This window comes from Bacillus sp. FSL K6-0138, from assembly GCF_037982765.1.
Classification (GTDB): Bacteria; Bacillota; Bacilli; order Bacillales; family Bacillaceae; genus Bacillus; species Bacillus glycinifermentans.
This window is the reverse complement of record NZ_CP150286.1, coordinates 1905570-1921624: the sequence shown is the minus strand read 5'-3', so window position 1 is coordinate 1921624 and position 16055 is coordinate 1905570. Positions and strand designations below refer to the sequence as shown.

Genomic DNA, 16055 nt, shown 5'->3' with positions numbered 1-16055 from the left:
GCCTATATTTCCTCTTCTGAAAACTCAATCGCATATCCTTCGACAACCGCGTCGGCTTGTAATACGTAATATGCTAAGTTTTTGGCAGTCGGATTTTCAAAAAATGCACCGACGCTCATATTGATGCCGAAAGCTTTATTAATTGAATTAACCGCATGCATCGCTTTTAGCGAATTGCCGCCTCTTTCGAAGAACCGGCAAGAAATGCCCATCCGTTCTGTTCCCAGAACGTCTTGTAATATAGATAGGATTTGCTCCTCCACAAAGTTTCTCGGCGCTTCATACTCCGTTTCTGATGCGGCTGTTTTGTCAGGCTCAGGCAATGCTTTTCTGTCCACTTTTCCGTTTTTGGTCAGAGGCAGCTTGTCCAGTTTGACAAAATAGGCGGGGATCATGTATTCTGGCAGTTTGCTTCTCAACCATTCCCTCAGCTCGCCGATCGCGATCTCGCACTTTGCCGTGATATAGGCGCAAATGTACGGGCGGCTCTCCCCGTCTTCTCTGACGGTGACGATCGTTTCACTGATGGCGTCATGCTTCTGAAGCTGGCTTTCGATTTCGCCGAGTTCGATCCGGAAGCCCCGGATTTTCACCTGATGGTCGATCCGGCCGATAAATTCGATGTTTCCGTCAGGCAGCCATTTCGCCAGGTCTCCCGTTTTATACAGACGCTCACCCGGGATAAACGGATGCGGGATAAACTTTTCCGCTGTCAGCTCTTCGCGGTTTAAATACCCTTTGCTTAACCCGTCTCCTGATATGCAAAGCTCGCCCGGAACGCCGATCGGCAGGAGACGGCCGTGTTCGTCCATGATCAGTGCCGTCGTATTCGCAAGCGGGCTGCCGATCGGAATCGTATCGGCTTCTTCATCAATTTCGTTAATGACATAATATGTTGCATACACCGTGCTTTCCGTCGGGCCGTACACGTGAACCAGCCTGTCTTTTCCGACGCGGTCGAGCACTTTTTTGGCGTGCGGAATCGAGGCCCGCTCCCCGCCGAACAATATTTTCCGCAGATTGGCCAGACAGTCCAGATTGATATCGGCGAGTGTATTGAACAGCGCCGTCGTAATGAACATCACGCTGACCTTCTCTTTGTCGATCACTTCTGCCAGCTCATGGATGTTTAATACCGTTTCTTTTTCAATCAAGACGAGTGTCGCGCCGTTTAATAGAGCGCCGAAAATGTCGAACACCGATCCGTCAAACGAGTAGTTCGACAATTGAAGAATGACGTCGTCGTGCCGAATGTCAATGTAATTGGTGTTCCTTACAACGCGGACGGCGCTGTAGTGCGGAGTCACCACGCCTTTCGGCATTCCCGTTGACCCTGAAGTGTATATGATATAGGCGGCGTCACCGGAACGATTTTCAAGGCCCAGATTCTCTTTGCCAAAGCCGCTGAACGCATCCCCGTCCAAACGAATCACTTCTGCCTCACAGTCTATTCCGCAAGCGGCACCGCTGTTTGTCAGGAGGACGCACGCCTTGGCGTCTTTCAGCATATAGGCGATTCTGTCTTTCGGCGTTTCGGGATCAATCGGCAAATACGCCGCCCCCGCCTTTAAAATTCCCATGATGCCGATGATCATCTCAAAGGAGCGCTCCGCGAGGATCGCCGCAACAGAGCCTGCGCCAACGCCTTTTTCCCTGAGCAGTCTCGCTGTCTGGTTCGCTTTTTCATTCAGCTCCTTGTACGTCAGGCTTCGGCTGCCGAACACGGCGGCCCTGTGATCAGGGTTTTTCTCCGCCTGTTCCTCAAACAGCTGATGGAGGGTCTTGTCTTTTGGGTAATCGGTTTTCGTGTCGTTGAATTCGTATAGGAGCATGTGTTTTTCTTCTTCTGACACAAGCTCGATTTCGCTTAATGTTTTCTCATCATGTTCAGCCACTTGTTCGGCGACCGCTATAATATGCTTTTCGATGTTATCAATCATGATTTCATCATAGATATTTCCATCATATGCTATTTTCAGCATCAGCTTTTCTTCTGCTAGAACCCCCACAATATTAAAATCGTAGTTTGTTCGTTCTTTGCCATTAACGCCCTCTATTTCAAAACCAATTTCATCGATGCCGCTGAACATATGCCGATCAAAGGCGTAATTTTGGAAGACCATGACATGGCTGATCAATTCTCTTTTTAATTCGCTCAGCTCCTGAAGCTCTGAGAGGTTCATATAATTGAATCGATTGCTTTCAATAGACTCGGCTTGTGTGACCCGCAATACTTCTTTGAAGCTTTTGCCGCCTCCAAATCTGATCCGCGTCGGTATTGTATTAATAAACAGCCCGACCATTTCTTCAATACCGTCTACCTGAGCCTCCCGCCCCGAAACGACGGTTCCGAATACGACTTCGTCCGCGTTGTTATATTTAGCCAAGACAGCGCCCCAAATGCCCTGAAGGACTGTGTTTATGGTGACGTTGTTTTGATTTGCGATCCTGGCCAGTTTTTTTGTAAGCTCTTCCGGCAACGCAATGACTCTTTCTTTCTCGCCATATTCTCCCGAATGTTTGCGGCTTAATTTTGGTATTTCGGTTCGGGTCTCATATCCCTCTAAATATTCCTTCCAATATTCCGCGGCTTCGTCTTTGTCCTGTTGTTCCAGCCATTTGATATAGTCGCTGTACGGTTTCGGCGTTTCTAACCGGGGGGCTTCGCCTTTCAGCCTTTTTCGGTATATTTTGAACAGCTCGCTTAACAGAATCCCCAGACACCAGCCGTCCAGCAATATGTGATGATGGCTCCAAATGAGTTGATAGGAATCCTCATCTGTTCTGATTAGACACACTCTCATGAGCGAGCCGCCGCTAAGGTCAAACCCTTTTTCTTTGTCTTCTTTCACATATTTTTCTAATAGCAATTGCTTTTGAGCATCTTCTGTTTCTTGAAGATCCCTGTACTCAAAATCTATTTTCCGGTCTGACACAATAACCTGTTTCGGCTCTTCTGCGATGTCATATTCGAACGATGCTCTTAATATCTCATGTCTCTTGACGAGCTCATGAAAGCTTTCTTCTAAAATGTCTTCATTTGCAATGCCTTTCAATCCGATTACAATTTGCTGAAAATAGGCGCTTGATGTCTGGTCTTCCAAGGCGTGGAACAGCATTCCCTTTTGCATATTGGCCAGCGGATAGATCTTTTCAATTTTGAAAGACCCGTACTTGTCCTCAATCGCCTTCATTTCTTCAAGGCTCAAAGATGCATCGCCGTAATCGGAAGGCGTCAGCTCGATATCGTCTTTTCCGGCGCAATGTTCAACGATCTTCTCTAAATGTTTCCTATATGTTTGGTTGAAATGATGGATTGTGCTTTGTTGATATTGTGCTTGATTGAATGTTGTATAGATCGTCAATTCGCCGTTTAAAACGATCAAATTCATTTCGATGGCTGAGTGCCGCTGGATTTTCCCTCCGACGCTTTCACCGGCGGAAAACGGCGATTCAGAAAATTCTCTTCTATTAATATCCTTGCTCATTTCGCCAAAGTAATTAAAAGAAATTGGCGCCTCTCCTTCATATAAGGCGTTTGGTTCATCGGAAAGATATTGTAATACGCCGTAGCCTATTCCTTTATTCGGTATTTTCCTCAAAGTCTCTTTGACCATTTTGATATTTTGGGCGATGTCCGTCTCTTCTCCCAAATCGATGAAAACCGGATAAACCGTCGTAAACCAGCCGACCGTTCGGCTGATGTCAACGCCGTCAAGGACGCTTTCCCTGCCGTGGCCTTCCATCATGACTTTCAGTTTATTTTCGCCGGTCGTTTCTCTGACTCCGGCTATTAATGCCGTTAATAAAATGTCATTGATTTCCGTGTTGTAGGCTCTGTTTGTTTTCCTTAGTAGAGCCGAAGTCGTCTCTTTGTCGAGTGTGATGCTTAATGTCGTGCTGTTTTCATACGTATTTTTTTCCGTTTTTTGATTTCCAGGAATACACGGAGCCTCGGCTTTTGCTGCCTTCCGCCAATACTCCCGTTCCTTTGACAGCCTGCGGCTTGCGGCATAATGTTTCAATTGTGCAGCAAACGCTTGATAGGAATCCGTTTTGTATCCGATGTCGAGCGGTTCACCTTTTATTGCTTGCGCGTACAATGTTTCGAAATCCTCGAGTATGATTCTCCACGATACCCCGTCAACGACAAGGTGGTGGATGACAATCAAAAGATGATCGCCCTCTTCTGTTTGGAAAATGCCGAGGTTCACCAGCTTCCCGTCCTTGATGGAGGATTGCTTTTGAATACCGGTCGCCAGTTCATGAACCCTTTCCGCTGTATTCTCTGTACCTTTCAGATTGTGAACGTATAAACCGAAAAGATTTTCCCGATAGTCTCTGTTATATTGAATGATCTCCCCGTCATGTTCTTTATAGATCATCCTTAGGGCATCGTGATGCTCCATTATTTTATGAAAGGCTTCTCTTACGCTTTTTACATCAAAGCCGCCCTTTCTAAAGATCATAAATGACTGGTTAAAGTGATCGGCTTCCTCTTTGTTTTTTGCAAAATACCGTTTTTGGATTGGAAGCAATTCCGTTTTGCCTGTAACGTTTTCGTTATGTTTATGCTCTCTCGCAATTTTCGTTATCGATTGGCTCAGGTCTTTTATTTTAGGATTTGCAAACAAATCCTTGATCTCAAGCTTCAAGTTCAGCCTTGAGAGCTTTGAAACGATCTGCAGCGCCTTTATCGAATCGCCGCCTGAGGCGAAGAAATGGTGGTTGATCCCGATATCGCCTGCACCGAGAACCTCCCTCCAAATTTGCACCAGCTTGTGTTCGGTTTCATTTCGGGGCGGCTCATACTCCGTTCCTGTGCTTGCATTGCCGTCATGTTCCGGGAGCGCCTTTCTGTCTATTTTGCCGCTTGATGTCCGAGGAAGATGATCAAGCTTGACAAAATATGACGGGATCATATAATCAGGAACCTCCTTTTCAAGGAATTGACGCATCGCCGCAATGGTCAATCCTTTTTGAGATGCAAAATAGGCGCATAAGTAGCTGTTTTGATTGTGATCTTTTCTGGCAATCACCGCTGCTTCTTTTACTGCCTTGTGTCTTAGCAAACGGCTTTCCACTTCACCGAGCTCTATTCTGTAGCCGCGAATTTTCACCTGATGGTCGGCCCTTCCTAAAAACTCAATATTGCCGTCCTGATGCCATATTGCCAAATCTCCGGTTTTATACATTTTTTTGCCCGGCTCAAACGGATGATCGACAAATTTTTCCGCCGTCAGTTCTGGTTTGTTTACGTATCCTCTGGCTACGCCTTCTCCGGAGATGCACAATTCTCCGGCGATTCCGATCGGCTGAGGGTTGTGATTCTTATCGAGAATATATATTTTCGTATTTAAAAGCGGTGTGCCGATCGGGACCGGTTTCGGCGCCGTTTTTCCGAATTCAATTCGGTATGAAGCGGCATCAACGCAACATTCTGTCGGTCCGTATACGTTTGTAATATTGCATTTCAGATTAGGAATCGTTTCATATAAACCATTGATCAGCTCCGGTGTTAGCGAATCTCCGCCTACGATCAATTCGAGAATGTCCAAATCCCGTTCCATCTTGTCCGCATGCGACAACATGTTTACATGGGCGGGTGTCATATCAGATACATGGATTCTGTTTTTCTCGTAAAATTCGATTAACCTCACGGCGTCAAAGCCCGTTTCTCTCGGTACGATGTAGAGAGTATGCCCAAGCAGGAGCGATGCAAAAATTTGTTTGACGGAGGCATCAAATATATATGGCGCGACCAACGCTATATTTAGGCGTGAATGATGACGGCGGTAAATCCTTTCATTCAGCCCCTGCACCAAATTATTGACGCTGCGATGCTCGATCATGACGCCTTTCGGCTGTCCTGTAGAGCCGGATGTATAAATGACATATGCTCCGTGTTGCGGCTTGGCGAGGTGCTTCAAGCCCGGTACAGATTCTTTTTGATCCAATTGATCAAGCCTGATGATGTCTCCATTAAAATCTTCACCCGGATGAGCATTGCCGGCCACGCACACCGTCTTGACGCGGCTGTCTTGCAACATATAGCTCTTTCTTTCCTCCGGGTACTCCGGATCGATTGGCAGATAGGCTCCTCCTGCTTTCAAAATGCCCATGATGCCGATCACCATTTCGATTGACCGTTCTGTGATAATACCCGTCACAACGTCCGGGCCTACTCCCTTTTCACGCAAAATGGAGGCGAGATGATCAGCTCTTTCCTTTAGTTCCCTGAAAGTAATCTTGTCGTCCCCAAAGACTGCCGCCGGATGATCAGGAGTCCTTTCCGCCTGCTCTTCAAACAGTTCCGGTATCGTTTTCTCTTTGCAGAACTCCCCGTCTGTACGGTTAAATTCATAGAGAATTTTGTGTTTTTCAGCCTCTCCCATTACATCCATTTTATTTAATTCAATATCCGGGTTTTCTGCCGCCGCCTTCAGTAAATGGATAAGGTGTTTTGCCAATCTTTCTATTCTTTCTTTTTTGAACAAAGCCGTGCAATATTCGACTTCCAATGTTAATCCGTCTCTTGATTCGCTTGCGTTTACCGTTATATCGAACTTAGAAATGCCGCGCTCGATCTCAAGCATCTCGCTTCTTAGCCCGTCTGCCGCGAACGGCTTCATTCCTGCCGTATGATACACAAGCATCGTATCAAACAGCGGATTTCGCGACATATCCCTTTCGATATTTACCTTTTCAACCAGCTCTTCAAATTGATAATCCTGGTTTTCATAAGCCGAGAGCGTGTTTTCTTTTACTTCGTTTAAGTATTCTCTGAAAGTCTTTTTGCCTTCAGGATGATTTCTTATCGCCAGGGTATTCACGAACATTCCGATAAGATGGTTAAGATCCCCGTGTTTTCGTCCGGCAATCGGCGTACCGACGATGACGTCTTCTTGACCGGTATATTTTGAAAGCAGCGTTGTATACCCCGCCAAAAGAATCATGTACATCGTAACCCCGTTTTCTTTTGCCATGTGCTGAAGCTTGCCGAACGTTTCTTTTTCGATTGTCAGCGTTACGGTGTCTCCTTCAGTACTTTGGGTCAGCGGCCTTTCATAATCTGTCGGCATTTGAAGTACCGGTATGTCGCCTTTAAATATATTCAGCCAGTACACTTCCTGTTTTTTCAGTTCATGGTGCTGAACGAATTCTTTTTCCCATTCAGAGTAGTCTTTATACTGGATATTTAATGGCGGCAGGTCTTTTCCTTCATACAATGCAGACAGTTCTTTCATAAAGATATCCATTGACACGCCGTCTGAAATGATATGGTGCATATCGAACATCATCAGATGCCGATTTTCATTCATTTTGATGACTTCTGCCCTGAAAAGCGGCGCTTCGTCCAAACGAAACGGCCTGATAAAACGGCTTATTTTTTCTTTGACGCTTTCTGTAACGTTAACGCTGTATGCCGTATGGAAATCGATCTCTTTTTCGATTTTTTGCACAGGTTCGCCGTCGGCCATGACAAAGGAAGTTCTAAACGCTTCGTGTCTTTTCACTATTTTTTGCAAAGCACTCTCGAATCGACGGACATCAAAATCGCCTTCAATTGTCATGGCAAAAGGCATGTTGTAGGCGACGCTGCTGCCTTCGATTTGATTGAGGATATACAGCCTTTTTTGCGCCGAAGAGAGACGGTAGTAAGCTTTGTCTTCCGCTTTCGCGATCGATGGATAAGCACTTTCTTTTGCCGAATCGATATATTCTCTAAGCCCTTTAATCGTCGGGGTTTCGAACATTTGTCTTAACGGCACCTTCACCTTCAGTTCTTGATGAATGTTTGCCAATAATGCGGCTGCCTTGAGGGAATGTCCGCCGGCTTCGAAGAAATTCCGGCTGATCCCGATATGTTCGATTCCTAAAGCTTCTCCCCAAATCGAGGCGAGTTTTTCTTCGGTTTTATCCCTTGGCGCTTCGTAGCCTTCATCCAATCCGCCCCTTCGTTCAGGAGCAGGAAGTCTGTTCTTATCCAATTTTCCATTTACGGTAAGCGGAAGCTGTTCAAGCTTGATAAAGTGCGCAGGAATCATATAATCCGGAAGGTCTTTCTTTAAAAAGCGCCTCATTTCTTCCGATGTGATTTCATTTTTGGCTGTTACTACATATGCGCAAAGGTAACTGTCATGACCTCCGTCCTCCCTAGCAATGACAGCTGCTTCATCAATATCTTCATACTTGAGCAGCCGGTTTTCGATCTCGCCGGGTTCAATCCGGTAGCCGCGTATTTTTATCTGCTGGTCAACCCGCCCTAAAAACTGGATGTTTCCATCAGGCAATATTTTGGCAAGATCCCCTGTGCGGTACATTCTTTCTTCAGGGGCAAACGGATTCGGTACGAATTTTTCCGCGGTCAGTTCCGGTCTGTGCAAGTATCCGCGTGCCAATCCTTCTCCGGCCAAGCAAAGCTCGCCGGCAGATCCAAGCGGGCAAAGCTGATTGTCCTGATTCAGGATATACGCTTTGACATTACTGATCGGTTTCCCAATCGGAATATTTTGATACGGCTTGTCTATTGTAAAGCTTGTAGAGACGACGGTATTTTCTGTCGGTCCATAATTGTTTACGATTTGATAGTTCTTTTCTTTAAAAACGTTTAATTTGTCTCCGCCCGTCAACAGCGTTCTTAACGAATGATTATCAAGCGCCGTAAATTGTTCGCAGACTTGAGTTGGCAAAAAGCAAATCGAAATATCGTGTTCATTAAAATATTCATTTAATTGTTGAACATCCAATCTTGTTTCCTGATTCAAGACGTGGACCGATGCTCCCGCCGTGATATAAGGGAAGAGCTCCCACACAAAGGCATCGAAGCTGATGCTTGCATAAATCGAGCTTTTATCGTTTTGAGCGATGTTATAGCATGTTTGATGCCAGCTGCAGAGATTCATGACGGAACGATGTTCGATCATGACTCCTTTTGGCTTCCCGGTTGATCCTGAAGTGTAGATCACATAAGCCAGATCCCCGCTTTTGTTTACATTGGCAATGTCAGCCGGGTCCTGCTCATCAATCATTTGATCCTGAATGTCAATGAACTCGATCGTTTCTGTCTCAAGCTCTTTGCCAGACGGATCATCAGTAAGAATCACGTTGACCTTGCTGTCATCAATCATGTATTTGATCCGGTCAATCGGATATTCGGGATCAATCGGCAAATAGGCCCCGCCGGACTTCAAGATTCCCATAATCGCAACGATCATTTCGGCCGAACGCTCCATCATGATCCCGACGAGCGAATCAGGCTGCACTCCTTTTTCCCTTAACAGACGCGCCAATCGATTTGCTTTTTCATTTAGCTGGCGGTATGTCAGCCGGTGATTTTCAAAAACCACTGCGGTCTGATCAGGCGTCCGTTTCACCTGCTCTTCAAAGAGCCGGTGGATGGTTTCCCCTTTTGGATAATCGGCCTGTGTATTGTTAAACTCCTGTAGGAGACATTGCTTTTCTTGACGTGAGATCATCTCTATTTGGTTCAGCGCTACATCAGGATTTGCCGTAATTTCTTTTAAAATCCCGATGTAATTTTCAGCTATCCTTGAGATCGTTTCTTCCTTGAATAAGTTCGTGGAATATTCAATATTCAAAATGATCTCTTGTTCAAAATCCAAAATGTTAAACGTCATATCAAATTTTGCATTGTCTAATTCAAAAATGATCGGACTGAGTTTTACACCGCCTTTTTGTTTCGTAAACATCCTGGCATCTTCCAGCACAAACATCGTGTCAAATAAAGGATTTCGGTTAGATTCCCTTTTGACTTCGAGCTTGCGGATTAAATCGTCGAACTGATACTCAGAATGTTCAAAGGCCGTAATCGTATGTTCCTTCGTCTGATTCAAAAATTCCGTAAAGCGTTTTGACGTGTCGATCTTGTTGCGCAAAGCGAGCGTATTGACAAAAACGCCGAAGACGTCTTGAAGATCTTGGTGCAATCTGCCAGCGGCAGCCGTTCCTACCACAATGTCCGTCTGACTTGTATATTTATTTAGAAGCACATAATATGCGCTTAACATCACCATATAGAGGGTAGTTCCCTTGTGTTTTGCCAATTCCCTTATCTGTTCAGACAGCTTTTGATCGATATGCAAATATACGTTGCTTCCTTCAAAAGCGTCGATATTCCGCCGTTTAAAATCATACGGAAAATCCAGCTTCGGCGGAAAGTCGCGATAAACATCAAGCCAGTATTCCTCTTGTTTTTTCATCGCGGCTGATTGATGAAATGTATGATGCCATTCTGCATAATCTTTATATTGGACGCCTGGTTCCGGCAGCGGCTCGCCGGCGTAAAGCTCCAATATTTCGTTCATTAGTATGCCTTGGGATGCGCCGTCAGCAACAATGTGGTGAAAATTAATGACCAGTATATGCTTGTCATCGTCGATTGTAATCAGCTTCGCCCTCATCAGAGGCGGCCTGCTAAGATCAAACGGCTTTGTCGATTCTTTGCAGTAAGCGCTTGTTACTTTCATTAAAGCATTTGCATCGGAAATGGCAGTGCCCACGCGTTCGCATTCCATCTTAAATTCGACATGATGATAAACTTTCTGAATCAGTTCATTGTTTTGGATTTCAAATCCGGTCCGCAAAATCTCATGTCTTTGCAAAAATGTGTGGAATGCTTGTTCAAGCTGAACCGGGTTGATCCGTCCTTCGACGAGAAGCGCCATCGGAATATGGTAGGCTCCCCTTTCATTCTCCATCATGGAAAGCATGTACATCCTTTTTTGTGTAGGAGATGCCGCATAATATTCTTTTTCTAAAGCCTTCTTGATAGGGTTTTCAACATGATTGTCTTCCCTCGTTTTCAAATATTGATCCAATGCGATGATCGTGTCATTTTTAAAGATTTCGCCTATCGGCATCTCAACATTCATTCGTTTATTGATTTCCGCAATGATGGATATGGCCTTCAGCGAATCCCCGCCCAGCTCATAATAGCTGACGTCTAGATTGATGCGGTTCAAGCCGAATATATCTTTCCATATCTTAAGGAGCATGGCCTGTGTTTCATTTTCCGGCTGCATCAATCCGTCTGCTGCGCCTTCATCTATCGTTTGCTGCTCTGCCAATTCTTGCAAAATCCGTTTATCGATTTTTCCGTTTACGGTTAACGGAATTTCGTCTATTTTTACGAACTTCGCCGGTATCATATAGTCAGGCAGCGTTTTTTGCAAAAATGCCTTTAGTCCTTTTTGGCTGACCTCTTTTTTTGCTACGACGAAAGCATATAAGTTTTTCACGCCGTCCCGGTTTGTATAGTCGATAACGGTGGTTTTGCTGATATCTTCATGCTTCAGAAGTGTATTTTCAATTTCCCCCAGTTCCACCCTGTATCCTCTGATCTTTACCTGGCTGTCTTTTCTTCCGAGGAATTCTACATAGCCGTCTTCTTTTAATACGCCGTGGTCGCCCGTTTTATAGATGTAGCCCAATTCCTGATGCCATAGAAATGATTTGTCCGTTTTTTCTTTATCATTAATATATCCCTCTGCCACCCCGGCTCCGCCTATGTACAGCTCTCCTTGTACACCGACAGGGCATAGCTGTTTATGCTGATTTAATACGTATATTTTTTGATTGGCTAAAGGCTTTCCATAAGGGATGCTTTTCCAGTCTTCTTTGATTTCATGAATGGGATAGTATATGGACCAGATGGATCCTTCTGTTGCCCCTCCTAAACTAATGACTTCTGTATTTTTATAAATTTTCTTTATTTTCCCGGGAAGCTGAAGCGGGATCCAGTCTCCGCTGAGCAGCACGAGTCTTAGATGATGGTTGCGTTCATCTTCACGATATAGATCAGCCGTCATTCCCATAATCGCCGGAACCGAGTTCCAAATCGTGATCTCCTCTTGTTCCACAGTCTCTTTCAAGCGGAAGACATCCCTCTGATCGTCAATGATGACAAGAGCAGCTCCGCTGGATAATGCGCCAAAAACATCGTAAACAGACAAATCGAAACATAATGAGGAAATGCCCATGATTTTATCTTTTTCTGTGACGCCGAATTTTTCATTGATATCGATAATGGTATTCGCTGCGGCTCCATGAGTGATCTGAACGCCTTTTGGCTTGCCTGTGCTCCCGGAGGTAAATATGACATATGCCACATCTTCCAGATCGACTTTCACTTCGACTGATTCCTTAGAGTATGATTGAACATCTTCGTGTTGATGCATGTCAGGATTGATAAAGAATTTGCATTTGCTTTTTAATTTAATATACTCTTTTCTTTCTTCCGGATAATCCGGATCAAGCGGAATGTATGCCGCACCTGCCTTTAATACGGCAAACAGATTGACGATCGTGCCTATGCTTCTTTTGCCGATAACCCCTATATAATCGCCTTTGCCTACGCCTTTTTCCAGCAGGTACCTGGCGACTTGATTTGATTTTTCGTCTAATTCCTGATATGTCATCAACTCATCATGATGCTTCAACGCAACGCGGCCAGGCCCTTGTTTAACCTGATCGGTAAACAGCTCGTGCAGCGTTCGCGCATTGAAAAGTTGATCTGTATCATTGTATTCCCGTATCAAGCGGAGGCTCTTTTCATCGATTTGGATATTTGATACTTCCCCATCGGATACGACTTGATCGATGACGTCTATATACTGGTTAAACATCGATTCAATCACGTCATGTTCAAAAATCTGCTCAACATAGTCCCAGGTGATGTACAAACCGCCGTTGATTTCATACACCTGGTTGTCAATATATACTTGAGATGTTCTTGTGCTAAAGAAATGTACTTTATCAAAATCCACCAATTGATCAAAGGAGTCTTCAGGGTTTTCGCTCAGTACGCTTGTGAACACGATCGGCATGACAGCCTTTTTATTCATGGCATTTTTTCTGGCGATGTGTCTGATCACATCAACGCCGTCATAATGTCTGTGTTCGAGAGCTTCCAGGAGCGTATCCTGAACTTTTAAAGCAAAGTTCCAAAAAGACTTCATGGCCCCTTCTGCATTAATGTCCAGCAGCATTAAGGTCGTAAAATCCCCGATCATTTTTTTCACGTCAGGATGAAACGGGATTCTGTTAAATACGGTTAAGTTAATGGCAAAATGGTTCTGATGGCTCCAGTATGCCAGTATATAAGCGTAAGCTGCACAAAGGACCGATGTCGGCGTAAGATTTTTATTTCTTGCTTTCTTCTTTAATTGATTCCATGTATGCTCATTTAAAAACGTTGAAAATTTCTTGAATGTAGGCTTCGTCACATTAGCAGGATCATATTTTAAAGGCAGTTCAGGCGCGCTAGGAAAATGCTCAAGTTTATCCATCCAATATTTTTCGTCCTTTTTATATCTGCTCGTCTGTTTAAACTCAATCGTTGCCAACACATAATCTCTGAAGGTGTATTCTAAAGAAGGGATCTGAAGGCTTGGGTTTTCATAAAATTGTTTAAACTCTCTGATTAATATTTTCATGCTGCTATCATCGCAAATGAGCGGATCTGCATTAAGGAAAAAATATTTTTTCCCTTCCGGCAATATAAACGTTTTGATTTCAAACAAAGGCCATGTGCTTGGATCGATTATTTTTGACGTCATTTCCGCTCGCTGCTGCAAAATTCTTTCCTTTGTTTCTTCTATTGTTAAATGACGTAAATCCAAGGTTTCTATCGCATAGTATTGTTCTCCTTCAAGAATTTTCTGTGTTCCATTTTCAAATACGATTGTGCGTAGAATCGGATGCCTGTTAATCAATTTTTGCAATGCCGCTTGAAAACGGTTCAAGTCGACATCAGCTTCAAATTCAACTGTCAGGTTGGTTGCCACTCCGCCGATTTCAAACGTTTCATCCCTTCCGACCAAATATGCCAATTGAATCCCTGTGAGAGGAAAGCTTTCATGCATATTTTCCGGATCGGCCGTTCTGTCTATACCGTTGTCAGTACCGGACTCTTCTTGATTCGCTTCAATAAAAGCGCTCAATTCCTTTATGGTACCCAGCTTAAATAATTGATGCAGCGGTACTTCCACGTGCAGTTCCTCTTTTATTTTTGCGATGAGCTCCATTGCATTTAATGAATGTCCGCCCATCACTGTAAAAGGATCGTTTATTCCCGGTTTATCCATATGTAATATATCTCGCCACATGAACGCCAGCTTTTCTTCCGTTTCATTCCTCGGCGCTTCATACTCCGTTTCTGATGCGGCTGTTTTGTCGGGCTCAGGCAATGCTTTTCTGTCCACTTTTCCGTTTTTGGTCAGAGGAAGCTTGTCCAGTTTGACAAAATAGGCGGGGATCATGTATTCCGGCAGTTTGCTTCTCAACCATTCCCTCAGCTCGCCGATCGCGATCTCGCGCTTTGCCGTGATATAGGCGCAAATATACGGGCGGCTCTCCCCGTCTTCCCTGACGGTGACGATCGTTTCACTGATGGCGTCATGCTTCTGAAGCTGGCTTTCGATTTCGCCGAGTTCGATCCGGAAGCCCCGGATTTTCACCTGATGGTCGATCCGGCCGATAAATTCGATGTTTCCGTCAGGCAGCCATTTCGCCAGGTCTCCCGTTTTATACAGACGCTCACCCGGGATAAACGGATGCGGGATAAACTTTTCCGCTGTCAGCTCTTCGCGGTTTAAATACCCTTTGCTTAACCCGTCTCCTGATATGCAAAGCTCGCCCGGAACGCCGATCGGCAGGAGACGGCCGTGTTCGTCCATGATCAGTGCCGTCGTATTCGCAAGCGGGCTGCCGATCGGAATCGTATCGGCTTCTTCATCAATTTCGTTAATGGCATAATATGTTGCGTACACCGTGCTTTCCGTCGGGCCGTACACGTGAATCAGCCTGTCTTTTCCGACGCGGTCGAGCACTTTTTTGGCGTGCGGAATCGAGACCCGCTCCCCGCCGAACAATATTTTCCGCAGATTGGCCAGACAGTCGAGATGAATGTCTGCAAGCATATTGAACAGCGCCGTCGTAATGAACATCACGCTGACTTTTTCTTCTTTGATAACGCTTCCGAGTCTATCGATGTTTAATACCGTTTCTTTTTCAATCAAGACGAGTGTTGCGCCGTTTAATAGAGCGCCGAAAATGTCGAACACCGATCCGTCAAACGAGTAGTTCGACAATTGAAGAATGACGTCGTCGTGCCGAATGTCAATGTAATTGGTGTTCCGTACGACGCGGACGGCGCTGTAGTGCGGAGTCACCACGCCTTTCGGCATTCCCGTTGACCCTGAAGTGTATATGATATAGGCGGCGTCACCGGAACGATTTTCAAGGCCCAGATTCTCTTTGCCAAAGCCGCTGAACGCATCCCCGTCCAAACGAATCACTTCTGCCTCACAGTCTATTCCGCAAGCGGCACCGCTGTTTGTCAGGAGGACGCCCGCCTTGGCGTCTTTCAGCATATAGGCGATTCGGTCTTTCGGCGTTTCGGGATCAATCGGCAAATACGCCGACCCCGCCTTTAAAATTCCCATGATGCCGATGATCATCTCAATGGAGCGCTCCGCGAGGATCGCCGCAACAGAGCCTGCGCCAACGCCTTTTTCCCTGAGCAGTCTCGCTGTCTGGTTCGCTTTTTCATTCAGCTCCTTGTACGTCAGGCTTCGGCTGCCGAACACGGCGGCTCTGTGATCAGGGTTTTTCTCCGCCTGTTCCTCAAACAGCTGATGGAGGGTCTTGTCTTTTGGGTAATCGGTTTTCGTTTTATTAAAATGATGTACGATTAACTCTTTTTCATTCTCTGTAACTTTGCTGAATACCCCATTTTTCAATGATTGTTTAGCAACCATACATTATTCTCCTTTTTGATATTTTTTCTAATATTGGTCCGTAGTTGCCCTTTTGCTGATTTTTTATTGAACCTCCGTCTTGTGAAAACAGATTATCAAAAAAAATCATTATTTTCCATGGGAATATTGTTTAATAATGGTTAATTTTTTATTAATTGGTTATCCGGTATTTTACATATAGGAAAAATATATTTATCAGTTGGGATTGAAAAATGATGGTTAAAAAGAACTAAATCCATAATCTGCTGAAAGGTATATATCCTTAAGATGTGA

Annotated in this window: 1 protein-coding gene; it reads right to left on the bottom strand. The window is 44.9% G+C overall.

Annotated elements, in window-relative coordinates; all coding sequences use genetic code 11:
• Positions 1 to 2: 2 nt before the first annotated feature.
• Positions 3 to 15782, bottom strand: coding sequence for an amino acid adenylation domain-containing protein (locus MHB78_RS10225; RefSeq protein ID WP_340033968.1), 15780 nt, complete (start codon positions 15780 to 15782; stop codon positions 3 to 5).
• Positions 15783 to 16055: the final 273 nt, after the last annotated feature.